The organism is Winogradskyella costae (assembly GCF_013403865.1).
In the GTDB taxonomy this organism is placed as follows: Bacteria; Bacteroidota; Bacteroidia; order Flavobacteriales; family Flavobacteriaceae; genus Winogradskyella; species Winogradskyella costae.
The window spans coordinates 180,118-199,004 of the sequence record NZ_JABFDK010000004.1 but is presented as its reverse complement, the minus strand read 5'-3'; the positions used below and the strand labels follow the sequence as shown (position 1 = coordinate 199,004).

The window sequence follows — 18,887 nt, the reverse complement described above, 5'->3', positions numbered from 1 at the left end:
TTACGAAATAATCGCTGTTTTATTTGAAATTACATTCAAAATAAGCTTGACTTTATTTTAATTATTGTTAAATTTAACAGCAGCAACAATTAATGAATAGGTTTTTAATGAAAATAATACATATAAGTGCAGAATGCTATCCAATTGCAAAAGTAGGTGGTTTGGCGGACGTTGTAGGTGCTTTACCTAAGTACCAAAATGAAATAGATGCCAATAGTTCTGTTATTATGCCTTTTTATAATAATAAATTCACACAATCACATAAGTTTGCTTCCGTATATGAAGCTCACTTAAAATTAGGTAGCGAAGAGTTACCGTATAATATTTTAAAAATTGAAGATGCGTCGGTCTTAGAGTTCGATATTTTCTTTGTTCACGTAGACAATTTACTTTACACTGAGCAAGTGTATACAGACAATGATATTGATCGCTTTTTAGTATTTCAAATAGCAGCTTTAGATTGGATATTAGGTTTAGAAGAAAAACCAAATATTATTCATTGTCACGATCATCACACAGGTTTAATTCCTTTTATGGCTCAAGAAAGTTATAAATATGAATCATTAAATAAAATACCTGTCATTACTACTATTCATAATGCACAATACCAAGGCTGGATGGCTTACGATAATCTTTATAAGATACCAAGGTTTAATATCGAAAACGTAGGTCTATTATTATGGGATGACGTGATAAATCCATTAGCAGCCGCGATTAAATGTGCTTGGCGTGTCACAACAGTTTCACCAAGTTATATGGAAGAATTAAAATATAGCGCTAACGGACTAGAATCTTTATTGTCTCATGAAAACTCTAAAGCTTTTGGAATTTTAAATGGTATAGATACAGATGTGTGGAATCCGGAGGTAGATAAATATATTATTAAAAACTATAAGAAGACAACGGTAGAAACGGGCAAAAAAGAGAATAAAAAGTGGTTGTGTTCTCAGTTTAATTTAGATGAAAGCAAGCCTTTATTTGCCTTTATTGGTCGTTTAGTAGGTGAAAAAGGTGCAGAACTTTTGCCTTATGCTATGGACCATGCATTACAATCAAAGGATATATCAGTCATTGTTTTAGGGTCTGGCTCTAAAGATACCGAGAGACAATTGTTTGATTTAATACCTCGCCATAGTGGAAATTATAATGCATTTATTGGTTATGATGAAAAACTCTCGCATATTATCTATGCTGGTGCAGATTTTTTGTTAATGCCATCGCGTGTAGAGCCTTGCGGGTTAAACCAAATGTATGCGTTACGGTACGGAACCGTACCGGTCGTGCGACGTATTGGAGGGTTAAAAGACACTGTGATTGATATAGAGGACCAAGGTTTTGGTATTTGTCATAATGATGTCTCCCTGCAAGATATAGTGCTTGCTATCAATAGAGGAAAAGACTTTTATAATGAGAAGAAGGAATTTAAGGCTAATAGAAAACGAATTATGAGTATAGATCATTCTTGGAAGGTTTCTGCAAAAGCGTATCTCAACTTATATAAATCTATAAACTAAACTAAAAAATTCACGCTAATCTAAAAACTAAATATGAGCTATGATAAACGATAAAGTATTGTCAATTATACTAGGAGGAGGCCAAGGGTCTCGATTATATCCATTAACAGAAAAACGTTCTAAGCCAGCTGTGCCAATTGCAGGTAAATACAGGTTGGTAGATATACCAATCTCTAACTGTATTAATTCGGATATGAAACGTATGTATGTTTTAACACAGTTCAATTCTGCATCGTTAAATAGACATATAAAGAACACTTATCATTTTAGTTTTTTTAGTTCTGCATTCGTAGATGTACTTGCTGCGGAGCAAACTATAAAAAGTGATAAATGGTTTCAAGGAACAGCTGATGCTGTTAGACAAAGTATGGATCATTTTTTACAGCATGAATTTGAATATGCACTAATTTTATCAGGAGATCAATTGTATCAAATGGATTATAATGACATTATTCAAAAACATATAGAGAGTAAAGCTGATATTTCTGTTGCAACATATCCTGTTAATGCAAAAGATGCAACATCTTTTGGGATTTTAAAGTCTAATGAAGATAATGTAATCACATCATTTATTGAAAAACCATCTTCAGATTTATTAGTCGATTGGAAATCTGATGTTGGAGATGAGATGCGAAGTCAAGGTCGAGAATATTTAGGTTCAATGGGTATCTATGTTTTTAACAGAGAGTTGCTAATTAAGCTTATGGCAGATGAAAGTACTGTAGATTTTGGAAAAGAAATTATTCCACAATCTATCGACAAATATAAAACTGTGAGTTATCCATTTGAAGGGTACTGGACAGATATTGGAAATATAGATTCCTTTTTTGAAGCCAATATTGGTCTAACTGACGATATCCCTCAATTTAATCTTTACGATTCTAAACAACGTGTATATACCAATGCTCGCATACTTCCTACTTCAAAGATTTCAGGGACGAGTTTAGATAGAGCTGTAGTTTCAGAAGGGTGTATTATTGGGGCAGCTAAAATAGAAAAGTCTGTTATTGGTATTCGTTCACGGATTGGTAAAGATTCTACGATTATTAATACCTATATGATGGGTAATGATGATTACGAATCGCTAGAAGGAATTCATCAAAACAATACTGAAATCCTAGTAGGAATAGGTGAGCGTTGTTTTATTAAAAATACAATTATAGATAAAAATGTTCGCATTGGGGATGATGTAAGGATCAATGGAGGTCCTCATCTTGATGATACAGAAACAGAGACATATGTTGTAAAAGAAGGTATTGTAGTCATTAAAAAAGGTGCAGTTATCCCTAAAGGTTTCGTACTTTAACCTATGGGAGAAGTCATAGCACACAGTCGTTTTACAGATTTTGATATTAATCTATTTAAATCTGGAAAGCATTATCGTTTATATGAAAATTTTGGTTCGCACATTACGACTTTAGATGGAGTAGAAGGAGTGTACTTTGCTGTTTGGGCTCCTAGTGCAAAAATGGTATCTGTAATAGGGGATTTTAATTATTGGACAGAAGGCGAGCATAAATTGAATGTACGCTGGGATTCTAGTGGAATTTGGGAAGGTTTTATTCCTGGTGCAGGTAAAGGTAGCAAGTATAAATACAAGATTCTTAGTAGTAATAATAATATAAAATCCGAAAAAGCGGACCCGTACGCAAGGCGTGCTGAACACAATCCTAATACAGCCTCAATCGTTTGGGATGATAATTATAAGTGGAAGGATACCAAATGGATGAAAAAGCGTAAAAAAAATAACGCTTTAGATGCTCCGTTTTCTGTTTATGAAGTGCATTTAGGATCTTGGAAAAAGAAAGTTGAAGAAAATCGTTTTATGTCTTATGTAGAATTGGCTGATGAATTAGTGAGCTACGTTAAAGAGATGAATTTTACGCATGTGGAGTTAATGCCAATAATGGAGTTTCCTTATGATCCGTCTTGGGGGTATCAGGTTACTGGGTATTTTGCACCAACATCACGCTTTGGATATCCTGAAGAATTCAAATTATTAGTTGATAAATTACACCAAAATGATATTGGTATTATTCTCGATTGGGTGCCGTCGCATTTTCCTGAAGATGCACACGGACTTGGTTTTTTTGATGGGTCTGCACTTTATGAGCATCCAGACAAACAAAAAGGCTATCACCAAGATTGGAAAAGTTTAATATTTAATTATGGCCGTAACGAGGTAAAATCATTTTTAATTAGTAATGCTATTTTTTGGTTAGATCAGTACCATGCAGATGGCTTTAGGGTAGATGCCGTAGCGTCGATGCTATTTTTAGATTACAGTAGAGAAGATGGTGAATGGGAACCAAATATGTTTGGAGGACGAGAAAACTTAGAAGCCATGTCATTTTTAAGAGAAATGAATGAAGCGGTGTATTCTGCTTTCCCAGATGTACAAACTATTGCAGAAGAATCAACAGCGTTTCCTATGGTTTCTAAACCTGTATCTATTGGGGGGTTAGGCTTTGGGATGAAATGGATGATGGGATGGATGCACGATACACTTCAATATTTTAGTAAAGAATCTGTGTATAGAAAGTACCATCAGAATGATTTGTCGTTTTCAATGACCTATGTTTTTACAGAGAATTTTATGCTACCGTTGAGTCATGATGAGGTTGTGTATGGCAAAAGTTCTATATTAGGTAAAATGCCTGGTGATGAATGGCAACGTTTTGCTAATTTAAGGTTGCTTTATAGCTATATGTTTACACATCCTGGAACTAATTTATTATTTCAGGGAGCCGAATTTGGGCAAAGTGATGAGTGGAATTTCAAGACAAGTCTCGATTGGCATTTACTGCAGTACGATCCACATAAAGGAGTGCAACAATTAGTTAAAGATTTAAACGCACTTTACGCAAAAGAACCTGCATTACATCAAAAACAGTTTGATGTGGACGGTTTTGAATGGATAGATCATGGTGATGCTGAGAATTCTGTATTTACCTATATTAGAAAGGGAAAAGATGAAAAAGAGGATGTTATTGTTGTTTGTAATATGACTCCGGTTCCTAAAGTAAATTATAAAATTGGAGTCCCTCGAAAAGGAAATTTGAAAGAGTTGTTTAACAGCGATTTAAAGAAATACTTTGGTACTGGTCAATACATAAATAAAACAAATAAAACGAAATTAGACCCTTGGCATTTTAGAGATTATTCAGTGGATATTACGATTCCTCCGTTAGGAATGGTGGCTTTTAAGTACTCTAAGTAATATAATAACGAAGGTAGATATTTTAGAAGCCTTTCTGATTAAAAAGTCAGAAGGGTTTTTGCTTAAAATAAATTAACTAATGATAAAGATAAAAAATGAGTTTATCTTAAAGTATGGTGTCCCTAGCCTTGCTGTTATTGTTGTGGCTATCCAATTAAGTTTAGTTCATTATCAAAATCTAAATAGATGGAAAGGTGGGGGTTATGGTATGTATACCAAAATTCATTTTTATTATGATCAAATTTATATTCCTGGGATGTCAGTAGATTCTTTAGTGGATAATAACATTGTTATTAAGAATGCATTCCGAAAACTAATGATAATGCCTAATGACGCAAATTTTTATAATGCAGCGAAACTAGTATTAGAAACTACAGATAAAGATAGCGTTCAAGTGCAATTATGGGAGCCTAGTATAAACTCTAGTAATGGCACGTATTCAAGAGTTTTGATTAATGAAATTCAACTGAAAAATCAAGATTTGTGAAGTATTGGTCAGACATACAAAATACATTAAAGGATAATATTGCACTCGGCACTAAGTTTTTACTTTTTTTCCTTGCGACATATATTTTTATAATGGCTGAACAATACGGTATATGGAAAAGCCCAATTTTGATACTGGCAATATTCAGCTGGTTCTTTTTACAAGGTAAAACAAGGTATATCGTTATTTGGATTGCGCTTTTTTCACTGCTCGTTTTTGATCTTTATCCATTTTATTTTAGAGTAGGAAATCATCATTTTGTACTGACATTTATGGTGCTTTCAGTAATTCTTTACTTTTATCATAAACGGCGTCATATTCTTTTAAAAAACATTCAAATGCTTTTGGTTATAGTCGTAGCTACATCAGCGATACAAAAACTAATATCTAGCCAGTTTATGAGCGGTGAATTTTATTATTATATGATGAATAGAGGTTTTATTTTTAATGTTTTACATCCTTTATTTTCTGAAAGTTTAGAGGTAGCTAAGAGTAATTCGGATCAGATTATAGAGTTGCAAGCTACTGATCCAAATCTTAAAGAAAGCATTGTGTTAACAAATATCTTCCCTAGTCTTGGTCTTTTTAGTCGCATTTTTTCATGGATTACAGTGGCTGTTGAATTTATTGTTGCAATAGCTATATTATGGAAACCCAAAAGTAAATGGGTGCATTTGTTGTTTATTGTATTGATTTTAAGTATTCTATGTACAAGATTAGAGACGGGGTTTATGGCGTTATTAGCTATTTGTGGCATGTTTTTATGCCGTAATCTTAGTTTGAGATTGCTGTATGCTATGATTATTATAATTTGTATGTCATTAATTATAGCCAAAGTAGGGTTTCATTAAGTCTGCATTATCGCTATCTTTTTATTATGAATAACACTTAATTTTTGAAGAAAATTAGAGAAATCATAAAAATGTAATCCGAAAACGTTTTAGTTAGTAAGAATTCTTAATAAGCATGGACAACCCTTTTTAATGTTCAATTTTTTCCGTTTTTTTGCTAGTAATTTTTGCCAAAAAATTAAACTATGATTATAAATACAGAATTAGAAAATAAAGGAAATTTATTTCCTTCAAAAATAATAGATTTTAAAAAGGATGTTGATAAACTGTATTTTACAGCAGATAATGACGTTATCCTAGAATTAACTGTAGTTAGAGATAGTTTACTTCGTTTTAGATATACTACTGTTGGTAATTTTGATAATGATTTTTCATACGCTATTACTAAATACGCAAGTATAGGTTATAACAAATTAGAGATTGAAGAGAAGACAGATTGTTTTGAAATTTTAACTTCCAAATTGCGATGTAAGATTTCTAAAGAAGATATGAGAGTCTCTATTTATGATGCCATTGATGGTATGCTTATTAATGAAGATGAAAGTGGCTTTCATTGGGAAGAAAGTTATGAGTATGGCGGAAATGTCGTTAAAATGAGTAAAATCTCTAACGATGGTGAGAGTTATTACGGTCTTGGTGATAAACCAAATCATTTAAATTTAAAGGGAAAACGCTATAGTAATTGGGTTACGGATTCTTATGCTTACGGAAAGGATACAGATCCTATATATAAAACGATTCCATTTTATACCGGTTTACATCACGGTAAAGCTTATGGGATTTTCTTTGATAATACGTTTAAATCATCTTTTGATTTTGCTCAAGAACGTAGAAATGTTACTAGTTTCTGGGCGCAAGGGGGGGAAATGAATTATTACTTTTTCTATGGTCCTAAAATGATGGATGTTGTTGAAAGTTATACGGATTTAACAGGGAAACCACATCATTTGCCACCACTTTGGGCTTTAGGTTTTCACCAATGTAAATGGAGTTATTACCCAGAAAGTAAAGTAAAAGAAATTACATCAACCTTTAGAAAACTTCAAATTCCATGTGATGCTATTTATTTAGATATCGATTATATGGAAGGTTTCCGTTGTTTCACTTGGAACAAAGAATATTTCCCAGACCCAAAACGTATGGTTAAGGAATTATTAGACGACGGATTTAAAACGGTGGCTATTATCGATCCAGGTATTAAGATTGATAAGGACTATTCGGTATTTCAGGAAGCTTTAGAAAACGATTTTTTCTGTAAACGTGCAGATGGTGATTATATGAAAGGAAAAGTTTGGCCTGGAGAATGTTATTTTCCAGATTTTACAAATCCTAAAGTGAGAGATTGGTGGTCTGGATTATTTCAAGAATTAATTGAGGATATCGGTATCAAAGGAGTTTGGAATGATATGAATGAACCTGCAGTAATGGAAGTGCCAAATAAAACATTTCCAGATGATGTGCGTCACGATTATGATGGAAATCCGTGTAGTCATAGAAAGGCTCATAATATTTATGGCATGCAGATGGCAAGGGCAACCTACCAAGGGTTAAAGAAATATTCATACCCTAAACGTCCATTTGTTATTACACGTGCTGCCTATTCTGGGACACAACGTTACACGTCAACTTGGACAGGTGATAACGTCGCAACTTGGGAACATTTATGGATTGCAAATATACAAGCGCAACGTATGGCAATGTCTGGTTTCTCATTTGCAGGCAGTGATATAGGTGGATTTGCGGAGCAACCACAAGGAGAGTTGTTTACACGATGGATTCAATTAGGAATCTTTCATCCGTTCTTCAGAGTGCATTCCTCTGGTGATCATGGCGACCAAGAACCTTGGGCTTTTGATGAAGATGTAACAGCGATTGTTAAGAAATTTATAGAAATTAGATATCAATTATTACCGTACTTATATACTGCCTTTTGGAACTATACAGACCATGGGAAACCATTATTAAAGTCTTTAGTACTGTATGATCAGGAAGATGTACAAACACATTACAGAACGGATGAGTTTATATTTGGTGAACAGATATTAGCTTGTCCAGTTTTAGAACCAAATGCCAAGGGGAGACGTATGTATATTCCACAAGGAAATTGGTATAATTTCTGGACAGATAACATCATTAAAGGAGGTAAAGAAATGTGGGTTGATGCAGATATTGACAGCATGCCAATTTTTATAAAAGAAGGAGCAATTATACCTAAATTTCCTATTCAACAATATGTTGGTGAGAAGGAAATCACTGAAGTGACTTTAGATGTGTATTATAAAAAAGGTAAAGAAGAAAGTGAGCTTTATAGTGATGCCAATGATGGTTTCGATTATACAAAAGGACGTTATAGTTTAAGGAATTTTAAACTAACAGGAAAGTCTAATGAGTTAATAATCAATCAACATAAAGAAGGGAAGTTTACAACACCTTACGAAACCTTTAATATTCAGTTTCATGGTTTACCATTTGATATTGTAGAGGTTCAATTAGATAATGAAAAAATAGCTCATAAGAGCTTAAGAGTTAATGGATTAGAGTCTATTATTGTAGATAAGAGCTTTTCTGAGCTACATATAATAGGTATTAAGTCAAACTCATAGTGACCATTTGCTTATTTTAGTGTCCTATTAATACTAAGATATAGGAAAAGTGATTTTAATGTTTTAGTAATGATTAATTAATAATTAGCTATGAAATTTAATAAAATAATATTGAGTCTTGCAATAGTCGCCTTTGTGGCTTCATGTGCAACAAATCCTTTTACAGGAAAAAAAACGATGGCATTTGTCGGTAACGATCAGTTGTTTCCATCAGCTTTTGCGCAGTATAACCAAGTACTTACAGAAAGTAGTGTAATTACAGGTACTAAAGATGCCGAGATGATAACGCGTGTCGGACAACGTATTGCAGTAGCAGCAGAACGTTATCTAACAGCAAATGGTTTTGAAGGCTATTTAGAAGATTATCAGTGGGAATATAAGCTTATAGAATCCGAGCAAGTAAATGCATGGTGTATGCCAGGTGGTAAAATTGCATTTTATACAGGTATTTTACCGATCGCAGCAAATGAGACAGGTATTGCAGCAATTATGGGGCACGAAGTTGCACATGCTTTAGCGAACCATGGACAGCAACGTATGAGTGCAGCTTATGTGCAACAAGGTTTAGCTGTTGTAGGAAATGTTGCTTTGTCAAATGATGACCAGGCTTTAGGGATTTTTAATCAATCATATGGGGTTGTGTCTAACGTAGCAGGTATGTTACCTTTTAGTAGATCACATGAAACTGAAGCAGATCAAATTGGTATTTATTTAATGGCCATTGCGGGATATAATCCAGATGAAGCTTCTGTTCTATGGGAACGTATGAAAGCAAATAGCGGAGGTGAATCTCCACCAGCATTTTTAAGCTCTCACCCAAGTAATGATTCTAGAATTCAGAATTTAAAATCGTTATCTGAGAAAGCTAAAGTTGAAGCAAAGAAATTTGGTGTCACATCATTTAGACCAATAAACTAAGATTATAAATATATTTGTTTACTTTAGAAGCTGCTCAATTTGGGCAGCTTTTTTCATGAAATTTTCTAATATCTATACGAGATAACTAACAAACATTTATGAGTGAACTTAAAAAAGGAAGTAAAAAACTTCTTAACGCATGGGCGTTTTATGATTGGGCAAATTCAGTTTATACTTTAACTATTGCGTCGTCTATATTTCCAATATTTTATTCTGCATTATTTATATCTCAAGTAGAGAAAGCGGTTCCTGCTTTCGGAATGGTTTTTAAAAGTACAGCATTGATTACTTATGTTACCGCATTTACTTTTTTAGTAGTTGCTTTTACCTCGCCTATTCTTTCTGGAATAGCAGATTATGTTGGTAATAAGAAGAGTTTTATGAAATTCTTCTGTTATGTAGGTGGCTTGGGTTGTATCGGCTTGTATTGGTTTAGCCTTGATAGTATTCATATCAGTCTTCTATTTTACTTTATGGGATTAATAGGGTATTGGGGAAGTTTAGTATTCTATAATTCCTATTTGCCAGACATTGCCTTTCCGGAACAACAAGATGGTATTAGTGCAAAAGGATTTAGTTTAGGTTATTTTGGAAGTGTTTTACTTCTAGTGTTGAACTTGGCTATGGTAATGTTTCCAAACTTTTTTCATATTGCTGACAACGTAGGTGAAAATGGGGAAATAATAGAAACGGCAGCACAAGTCGGAATGAGATATTCTTTTATAATGGTAGGTTTATGGTGGATTTTATTTAGCCAATATACGTTTCATGTATTACCTGAGGGTGTTAAAAAAGGTGGAAAAGTTACAAAAGACGTTGTCTTTAATGGTTTAAGAGAATTGAAGCAAGTCTGGCTTCAATTAAAACAGAACTTAAGATTAAAACGCTACTTAGTCGCATTTTTTGTGTTTAGTATGGCAGTGCAAACTATAATGTTAGTGGCAGTTTATTTTGGAGAAGAAGAAATTGCTTGGGGAGATGATGATGCCAAAACCTTTGGACTTATTGTAAGTATCTTAGTTATTCAACTGGTTGCTATAATCGGAGCATTGGTAACTTCTTATGCGTCTTCTAAATTTGGGAATATTAAAACGCTTATCGCTATTAATTTCTTCTGGATGTTACTTTGTTTTTATGCTTATTTTATGGAAACGCCATTTCAATTCTATATTGCAGCGGGTTTTGTAGGATTGGTTATGGGGGGAGTACAAGCTTTGGCGAGATCGACATACTCTAAGTTTTTACCAGAAACCGAAGACACCACCTCATATTTTAGTTTTTATGATGTAGCAGAAAAAATAGGAATCGTTATTGGAATGGTCATTTTTGCGACTATAGACCAAGTTACTGGTAGTATGAGAAATGCTATTTTGTTTTTGGTCGTCTTTTTTGTGGCAGGAATTGTACTCTTGTTTAGAGTGCCAAGATTAGATGAGAAAAATAAAGCATAGGAGTTTGATGTCACTATTTTAGGTTTTTAAACACTTGAATGATAAAAGTTGATGTATAAGATTATTATAATAAAAAAGGACGAGCAAACGCTCGTCCTTTTTTATTTAATATGTAATGACAAGATTTAATTGTGAACACTACCAGATCCTGCAATACTGGTATTTTTCTTTGTTGGTTTCCCTGAGTATTTTACATCACCAGAACCTGCTATTTTAACAGTAAGCTCTCCGTTGCAAACCACAGATATATCTCCTGAGCCGGAGATTTTAGCTTCTACATTGGTGCTTTTTAAAGCATCCCCATCAAAGTCACCAGAGCCCGCCACAATAGTAGTTAGATTTCTGGCTGTGCCTTTAAGCTTAATGTCACCAGAACCAGCTATTTTACTTTCAATGTCTTCCGCTTCAATCGTTAAATCGATATCTCCAGAACCAGCTAAAGCCACTTTAAATGTATCTGCTTTTATGGTGCCAGAATTTTCAAGGTCACCAGAGCCAGCTAACGACACAGAACTAATAGATTGATAAGGTATAGTGATAAGGATAGTTTCACTCGGCTTTAAATTATACCCATCTTTAATTTTAACGTGTAGCGAATTGCCTTTAACTTCAGTAATTATATACTCCATTAAATTAGAATCTCCTTTGATTAAAATATTGCCTTCTGTAGCTTTAACAAGTTTAAAGTCCATAGATCCTGAAGCTTTTATATTATCATAAGAATCTGTAGTAACGGTTGTGGTTGTAATTTTGCCATCGCCTTTAATCTTTTTAGATTTTCCCCATTGTGCCGAAACTAATGTAGTACATAAAAGAAGCGTTAAGATTGTAATTGATTTTAAAAGTTTCATAAGTGTTCGATTTTATTTGATTGATGTAATATTTGATTTTTTTACTTAATTCTTTTTAAAAGTTATGCTGCCATATTCCGAATCAATAAAAACTAAATTCTCAGTGTTTTGATCACCATGATGTCCTATATATTGTTTTCCGATGTTACCAACGTTTTTTATTTTATATATAAAACCCTCAGGTTCTCTAAAAGTACCAAAGTCAATTCCAATATTAAAATTGAAGTTAAAATCAGTATCAAACCCAATTGTTATTCCGGTGAATTCAGAATGGATGTTTACAGTCTTAGTTTTTGATACCAAACGATCAATTTTTATGGAACCATAATCGGAACTGATATTAGCAATTTTGAAGACAGTACCAAGTCGTAGCGCTAAATAATCACCATTACCATCTAAATTGTTGATATTATCAATTTTGAGTGAGCCATAATCACATTCGTAAACGACATTCTCGGCAATTTCAATTATTGAGGTGGTGTAATCGGCTTCAAGATTTAAATCTTTAACTTTTGCAACCGTAAATTCGCTATAATCGGCTTCAATGGTGCCGTTGTTTATAAATTCAAAATAACTGTTTTTTGTGTAATCTAATCGTATGGTGTTAGATGTTCCCATGAGTTCTTTGGTGGTGACCTTACCATAATCACATTTTATATAGGCATTGCCTTTAAGCTTGTCTAAATTGATGTAGCCATAATCGTTAAAAAGCTTTACGTTGTTTGTAATAGGCATTTTAACCACATAGTTAACTTCTATCTTTACATTGTCCCCTAATTTTTTATTCCACCAAGATGTACTAGCGCTATTGCCTTCAATTGAGGTAATTGCTGTAACTTTATGAGGTGCAGCTTGCCAAGCGACATCGAGTTCTGCTAATTTTTTATTGACCTTATCCTCATTATTACCTTCCACTTTTATGGTGACTTGAATATCAATGCGGTTTTCGTCCCATGTAATAATGTCAATATTCCCATATCTACTGGTTATATTAAAGGTAGCATCAGCATTTACATTAAAAGATTTTTTTAGGATTTTCTGTTTTTCGTGTTTTGCCGCTTTAGGTGTCTCATTTGATGCTAGCAAAAGTGTTGGCATCAAGATTAGAAAAAAGCAGAGTTTATATAATGTTCTCATTGGAGTTGGATTTAAATTGTTTTACAGTTTCAATTTGTTCTAAAACCGTATTTAAAATATCTATTCGTGTTTGAAAGTTGGAAATCATCGCATAAATAACACGTTGGTTTTTTCCGCTTTCGGTTAAATCTGTTTTTAATTTTTGATAATCGGTTTCTAATTGTTGAATTTGCACTAAAGCATCATTAATAATTTGTTCTGTTAAAGGTGAACGTTCTTTATTAAGTTTCTTTAATTCATTTTCAATGGTTATAGTAAAAAAGTCTTGTGTTTCGGACATTTCGGGTGATACGCTAGCTAAATCTAAAGTTTCAGGTTCACCTGGTATAACGGAGTAAATACCAAAACAAATGACAATACTTGCCGCAATGGCTAAAAAAGGTTTCCAGTTAAACCCAGATTGCTTTTTGGTTTCAGGTACAACCGAGTCTTTAGCTTTCAGTTTGTCTAAAAAGCGTTGCTCATGATTTTTGTGAGGTGTTTCAATATTAAATTCACCTTTTAAATCATTAAATAAGCGTTCTAAATGATCGTCTGTCATAATTAATTTAGTATTAATTTTTTGCGTAAACTATCTTTTGCTCTCGATATTAAGGTTCTACAATTGGCATAAGAAATGTTCATAATCTCACAGATTTCTTCGTAATCGTAACCTTCAATCAGATGTAATGATAAGCCCAAACTATAATTTGGATTTAAGGTTTTCATAGCGTCTAAAATAAGTTTTACTTTTTCGTTATTCTGTTCATTTTCATTAATGCCGTTATCGTCTTCAACTTTATAGATAACACTATCTAAAGATACTTCGTTTTGTTTTACCGCTTTGTTATAGTACCCAATGCTGTTGTTCACAACAATACGTTTTAACCATGCGCCAAATAAATTGGTGTCTTGTAGCGTGTTCAATTTTGTAAAAGCTGTTAAAAAAGACTCCTGCATAATGTCCTCAGCTATAAAAGAATCTTTTACAATTCTAATGGCTGTGTTATACATAGCTTTGTTATATCTGTTGTATATTTCCAACTGTGCACGTTGGTTTCCAGATTGACAAAGCTGTAATAACTGTTCGATATTTTGATTGGTTGATGTCAAAAAAACAATTGCTTTTATTTATAGAGCGCTACTTTTATATATTGTTACAGTTCATATGAAAAAAGTTTTATACGGATATAAAGGTAATGGCATAACAATTGAAATTACAGTAGTGTGAATAACTTTGAATATCTTCTAATGTTTTGATATTCAGTATGAAGTTAATTATTAATACTTTTAAAATAATGTTGCTCTGTTTTTAATAATGACAGAATGGCTCAAAAATATATATGGCAAAATCAAATTTTTTAAACTTAGACAATCTGTCATTTCAGGATTTTGATGAGAATTCAGAATTAATTCCATTAATGACTCCTGAAGATGAAGAATTAATAAACAACGAATCGTTACCAGAGTCGTTACCAATTTTACCATTGCGAAATACGGTTTTATTTCCAGGTGTTGTGATTCCGATCACTGCTGGTAGAGATGCATCGATTAAACTGATTAATGATGCCAATAAAGGCGGAAAAGTAATCGGTGTGGTATCTCAGAAGGACGAATCTGTTGAAAACCCAACAGCTAAAGACATCTATAAAACAGGTACTGTTGCACGAATCTTAAAAGTGCTAAAAATGCCTGATGGTAACACAACTGTCATTATTCAAGGTAAAAAGCGTTTTGCTATTAATGAAGTGATTTCAGAAAAACCTTATTTAACGGCTACAATTTCTGATATTCCTGAAGCAAAGCCTGCGAAAGAAAATGAGGAGTTTAGAGCCATTATAGATTCTATTAAGGATTTATCTTTAGACATTATTAAAGAAAGTCCAAACATTCCTTCTGAAGCGAGTTTTGCGATTAAAAATATTGAAAGCGATTCGTTCTTAGTCAACTTTGTGTCGTCTAACATGAATCTTAAAGTAGAGGAGAAGCAAGAATTATTAAAGATTAATGATCTTAAAGAACGTGCGCTTCAAACTTTAAAATTCATGAATCTTGAGTTTCAAAAATTGGAGCTTAAAAATGATATTCAGAATAAGGTTCAAAGTGATATGAACCAACAGCAACGCGAATATTTCTTACATCAGCAAATGAAAACCATTCAAGAAGAATTGGGTGGTGGCGTATCTTCTGGTGAAGAGATTGAAGATATGCGTGCACGTGCTAAGAAAAAGAAATGGGATGATAAAGTAAAAGAACATTTTGATAAGGAATTGGCTAAAATGCAACGTATGAATCCTCAGGTGGCTGAGTATTCTATTCAACGTAATTATTTAGATCTCTTTTTAGATTTGCCTTGGAATAAGTTTAGTAAGGATAAATTTGATTTAAAGCGCGCACAGAAAATTTTAGACCGTGATCATTTTGGACTAGAAGATGTAAAGAAAAGAATCATTGAATATTTAGCGGTATTAAAACTTCGTAACGATATGAAGTCTCCAATACTATGTCTTTACGGACCTCCAGGAGTTGGTAAAACCTCATTAGGAAAATCTGTTGCAGAAGCTTTAGGTAGAGAATATGTGAGAATTTCATTAGGTGGTTTACGTGATGAAGCAGAAATCCGCGGTCATAGAAAAACTTATATTGGCGCGATGCCAGGACGAATTATTCAGAGCTTGAAAAAAGCACAGACGTCTAATCCAGTATTTGTATTAGATGAAATAGATAAGTTGTCCACAGGTAGCCAAGGTGACCCTTCGTCTGCAATGTTAGAAGTGTTAGACCCTGAGCAAAACAATGAGTTTTATGATAATTTCCTAGAAATGGGATACGATTTATCTAAAGTGATGTTTATTGCGACCTCTAATAGCATGAATACCATTCAGCCAGCATTAAGAGACCGAATGGAAATCATTAATGTCACCGGTTATACTATTGAAGAAAAAGTAGAGATTGCTAAACGTCATTTATTACCAAAGCAATTAAAAGAGCATGGTTTAGATGACAAAGCTTTAAAGATAGCAAAGCCACAACTCGAAAAAATTGTTGAAGGTTACACGCGCGAATCAGGAGTTAGAGGCTTAGAAAAGCAAATTGCAAAAATGGTGCGTTATGCAGCAAAGAATATTGCAATGGAAGAGGAGTATAACATTAAGATTTCTAACGAAGATGTTATTGAGATTCTAGGAAGCCCAAGACTGGAGCGCGACAAATACGAGAACAATGATGTTGCCGGAGTTGTTACAGGTTTAGCTTGGACGAGTGTTGGTGGAGATATTTTATTTATAGAATCTATATTATCTAAAGGAAAAGGAACCCTATCAATTACCGGAAACTTAGGGAAAGTAATGAAGGAATCTGCAACTATTGCTATGGAATACATTAAGGCAAATGCAGATGAATTTGGTATTGATCCAGAGGTTTTTGGAAAATATAATGTACACATTCACGTGCCAGAAGGAGCAACTCCAAAAGATGGTCCAAGTGCAGGTGTTACAATGTTAACGTCTTTAGTATCTTTGTTTACACAACGCAAAGTTAAAAAGAGCTTAGCGATGACAGGTGAAATAACGTTAAGAGGTAAAGTGTTACCTGTTGGTGGTATCAAGGAAAAAATCTTAGCAGCGAAACGTGCTCGTATTAAAGAGATTTTACTTTGTGAAGATAATCGAAGAGACATTGAGGAAATTAAACCTGAATATTTAAAAGGCTTAACATTTCACTATGTTAAGGATATGAGTGATGTTTTAAAACTGGCACTTACGAAACAAAAGGTGGAGAATGCTAAAAAGCTTTAAACTAATATTTACATTTTAATAAATTTTACTTCGTTTATGAGTATTTTCGCTTAAGACGAAGTAAAATTTAACAATGTTGTATTAGATATATAGCCTGCAAAATCACATATAGTTGTTGGCGGGATATCTTTTAGTAATATTAAACGAGAGTTTACACAGAATTGCTAAAGAAACAGAACAACAGTAAAAGCGCTTAAACGTATCAATGACTGAAAGAGCGATGTTATTAAAATCAGTCAAAAATTACAATTATAATAGAAAATAACAGCGCTCAAAAAATAAAAAAATCATATCATCGTTTTAAGATAGATTTAGTTATTTTGCAAAATCTATGATTAAGAGGATTACGACCTTATTTTTAATGCTTTTAACACTGCCAATGTTTGCGCAATTGGGTGGTGAAGCAACCTATCAATTTCTTAATCTTGTATCTTCTCCTAGACAGGCCGCTTTAGGTGGGAAAATAATTACCAATTTTGACCACGATGTAACCGAAGCACTTTACAATCCTGCGTCTATTAATTATAAAATGAACAATCAATTGGCAGTCAACTATTCTAGCTATTTAGGTGGTATTAGTTACGGAACTGCTGCTTATGCCTACACTTGGGATAGACGAGTGCAAACGTTTCACTTTGGCGTCACTTACATTAATTATGGCAGTTTTGATGGGTATGATGTCAATGGGAATTCTACTGGGACTTTTAGTGGGAATGAAACAGCGATATCCGCAGGTTACAATTATAAAATTCCATACACGGATTTTTATGTGGGTGCCAATGTTAAAGTCATTACATCGGCATTAGAACAATACAATTCAGTGGGAGGTGCCATAGATTTTGGAGCTATGTATATTAACGAAAAGCTCGATTTTCATGCCGCACTAACCGTAAGAAATATAGGAACTCAATTTTCAACGTATGCAGGTCAAAATGAACCATTACCATTCGAAGTCAATTTCGGAATGTCACAAACTCTCGAAAATGTACCTTTACGTTGGCATTTAACTTTAGAGAATTTACAAAAATGGCCAATAGCAGTGTCTAACCCAGCACGAGCCACAACTGATTTGGATGGTAACCAAACAGAAGAGAAACTAGGATTTTTAAACAAAGGATTACGTCATTTAATTTTGGGAGCTGAATTATTTCCAGAAGGAGGCTTTAATGTAAGGTTAGGATATAACTTTAGGAGAGCAGAAGAATTGCGGATTGTAGACCAAAGAAACTTTTCAGGACTTTCGGTAGGTGTTGGTATTAAATTAAATAAAATGCGTTTTAGTTATACGCATGCGAGATATACTAGTGCTTCAAATTCTAGTTTTTTCGGACTTCAAATAGATTTACAATAAAATGAGTAAAATAATTATCGCTATAGATGGGTTTTCATCTACAGGAAAAAGTACGGTAGCTAAACAATTAGCAAAAAAACTGAACTATATCTATGTAGATACTGGTGCCATGTACAGAGCAGTGGCTTATTTTGCCTTGGAGAATGAATTAATAGGTGATGATTTTTTTAAAGAAGACGATTTAGTTAATAGGTTAGAAGATGTAAATATTACCTTTATATTTAACGAAACAGCTGGTTTTGCAGAAGTGTATTTAAACGGTGAAAATATTGAGGCCGCAATTAGAACGCTTAAAGTTTCTAAATATGTAAGTCCTGTAGCGACCTTATCTGCAGTAAGACGAAAGTTAGTAGAACAACAACAGCTTATGGGCAAAGACAAGGGTATAGTTATGGATGGTCGGGATATAGGAACGGTAGTTTTTCCTAATGCTGAATTAAAAGTCTTTATGACTGCTTCTGCGGAGACAAGAGCAAAACGACGCTACAAAGAATTAACAGATCGAGGCCACGAATTGAGTTACGAAGATGTCCTAGAAAATGTAACCACCAGAGACCATATCGATTCTACAAGAGAAGATTCTCCCTTAGTGAAAGCGAAAGACGCTATTGAAATTGATAATTCAGAGTTAACTATTGAAGCGCAGTTGAACACCATTATTGGTTTAGCTAAAGCGTTGATTGCTTAATAATAGTAGCGTCATTTCTTTGCTTTTGCTAAGTATATCT

15 protein-coding genes are annotated in these 18,887 nt (G+C 33.5%); 11 read left to right on the top strand and 4 right to left on the bottom strand.

All coding sequences use genetic code 11. The annotated features are described in order from the left end of the window. Positions 1–107 precede the first annotated feature (107 nt). From HM986_RS11105 to HM986_RS11070, 8 genes are all read left to right on the top strand, one after another. The gene (locus tag HM986_RS11105; protein ID WP_179335160.1) at positions 108–1,514 is read left to right on the top strand and encodes a glycogen synthase; all 1,407 of its coding nucleotides are present in this window, start codon (positions 108–110) and stop codon (positions 1,512–1,514) included. A 40-nt stretch (positions 1,515–1,554) separates the two neighbouring features. Continuing rightward, positions 1,555–2,820, top strand: a complete 1,266-nt coding sequence (locus HM986_RS11100) for a glucose-1-phosphate adenylyltransferase (protein ID WP_179335159.1) — start codon at positions 1,555–1,557, stop codon at positions 2,818–2,820. A 3-nt stretch (positions 2,821–2,823) separates the two neighbouring features. Continuing rightward, a complete protein-coding gene (glgB, locus tag HM986_RS11095; RefSeq protein ID WP_179335158.1) occupies positions 2,824–4,734 on the top strand; it encodes a 1,4-alpha-glucan branching protein GlgB in 1,911 nt (636 codons plus the stop codon). A gap of 79 nt (positions 4,735–4,813) precedes the next feature. Next, positions 4,814–5,221 carry a hypothetical protein gene (locus HM986_RS11090; RefSeq protein ID WP_179335157.1) on the top strand — a complete coding sequence of 136 codons (408 nt, stop codon included), beginning with the start codon at positions 4,814–4,816 and terminating at the stop codon, positions 5,219–5,221. Next, positions 5,218–6,072, top strand: a complete 855-nt coding sequence (locus HM986_RS11085; protein WP_179335156.1) for a hypothetical protein — start codon at positions 5,218–5,220, stop codon at positions 6,070–6,072. Before HM986_RS11090 ends, HM986_RS11085 begins: the two co-directional genes overlap by 4 nt. A gap of 185 nt (positions 6,073–6,257) precedes the next feature. Continuing rightward, the gene (locus HM986_RS11080) at positions 6,258–8,675 is read left to right on the top strand and encodes a glycoside hydrolase family 31 protein (protein ID WP_179335155.1); all 2,418 of its coding nucleotides are present in this window, start codon (positions 6,258–6,260) and stop codon (positions 8,673–8,675) included. Between the two features lie 90 nt (positions 8,676–8,765). Next, positions 8,766–9,593: a M48 family metallopeptidase gene (locus HM986_RS11075; protein WP_179335154.1), complete on the top strand. Its 828-nt coding sequence runs from the start codon at positions 8,766–8,768 to the stop codon at positions 9,591–9,593. Positions 9,594–9,691: 98 nt separating this feature from the next. After that, complete coding sequence (locus HM986_RS11070) at positions 9,692–11,044, top strand: MFS transporter (protein WP_179335153.1); 1,353 nt, start codon at positions 9,692–9,694, stop codon at positions 11,042–11,044. Positions 11,045–11,169: 125 nt separating this feature from the next. On the opposite strand, the gene HM986_RS11065 is transcribed toward HM986_RS11070, so the two are convergent. Genes HM986_RS11065 through HM986_RS11050 form a run of 4 tightly spaced genes read right to left on the bottom strand, consistent with a single transcriptional unit; the run spans position 11,170 to position 14,124 of the window. After that, complete coding sequence (locus HM986_RS11065; RefSeq protein ID WP_179335152.1) at positions 11,170–11,895, bottom strand: head GIN domain-containing protein; 726 nt, start codon at positions 11,893–11,895, stop codon at positions 11,170–11,172. 45 nt (positions 11,896–11,940) lie between these two features. Next, positions 11,941–13,032, bottom strand: coding sequence for a hypothetical protein (locus HM986_RS11060; RefSeq protein ID WP_179335151.1), 1,092 nt, complete (start codon positions 13,030–13,032; stop codon positions 11,941–11,943). Next, complete coding sequence (locus HM986_RS11055; protein WP_179335150.1) at positions 13,016–13,573, bottom strand: hypothetical protein; 558 nt, start codon at positions 13,571–13,573, stop codon at positions 13,016–13,018. The genes HM986_RS11060 and HM986_RS11055 overlap by 17 nt, the downstream gene beginning before the upstream one ends. Positions 13,574–13,575: 2 nt before the next feature. After that, complete coding sequence (locus HM986_RS11050) at positions 13,576–14,124, bottom strand: RNA polymerase sigma factor (RefSeq protein WP_179335149.1); 549 nt, start codon at positions 14,122–14,124, stop codon at positions 13,576–13,578. A gap of 230 nt (positions 14,125–14,354) precedes the next feature. Between HM986_RS11050 and lon the strand changes: the two genes are divergently transcribed. The 3 genes from lon to cmk all read left to right on the top strand — a co-directional run bounded on the left by lon (position 14,355) and on the right by cmk (position 18,847). Beyond that, entirely contained in the window at positions 14,355–16,808 is a 2,454-nt protein-coding gene (gene lon, locus HM986_RS11045; RefSeq protein ID WP_179335148.1) for an endopeptidase La, read from the top strand. 331 nt (positions 16,809–17,139) lie between these two features. Next, positions 17,140–18,159 carry a type IX secretion system protein PorQ gene (gene porQ / locus HM986_RS11040; RefSeq protein WP_179335147.1) on the top strand — a complete coding sequence of 340 codons (1,020 nt, stop codon included), beginning with the start codon at positions 17,140–17,142 and terminating at the stop codon, positions 18,157–18,159. Position 18,160: 1 nt separating this feature from the next. Beyond that, a complete protein-coding gene (cmk, locus tag HM986_RS11035) occupies positions 18,161–18,847 on the top strand; it encodes a (d)CMP kinase (RefSeq protein ID WP_179335146.1) in 687 nt (228 codons plus the stop codon). Positions 18,848–18,887: the final 40 nt, after the last annotated feature.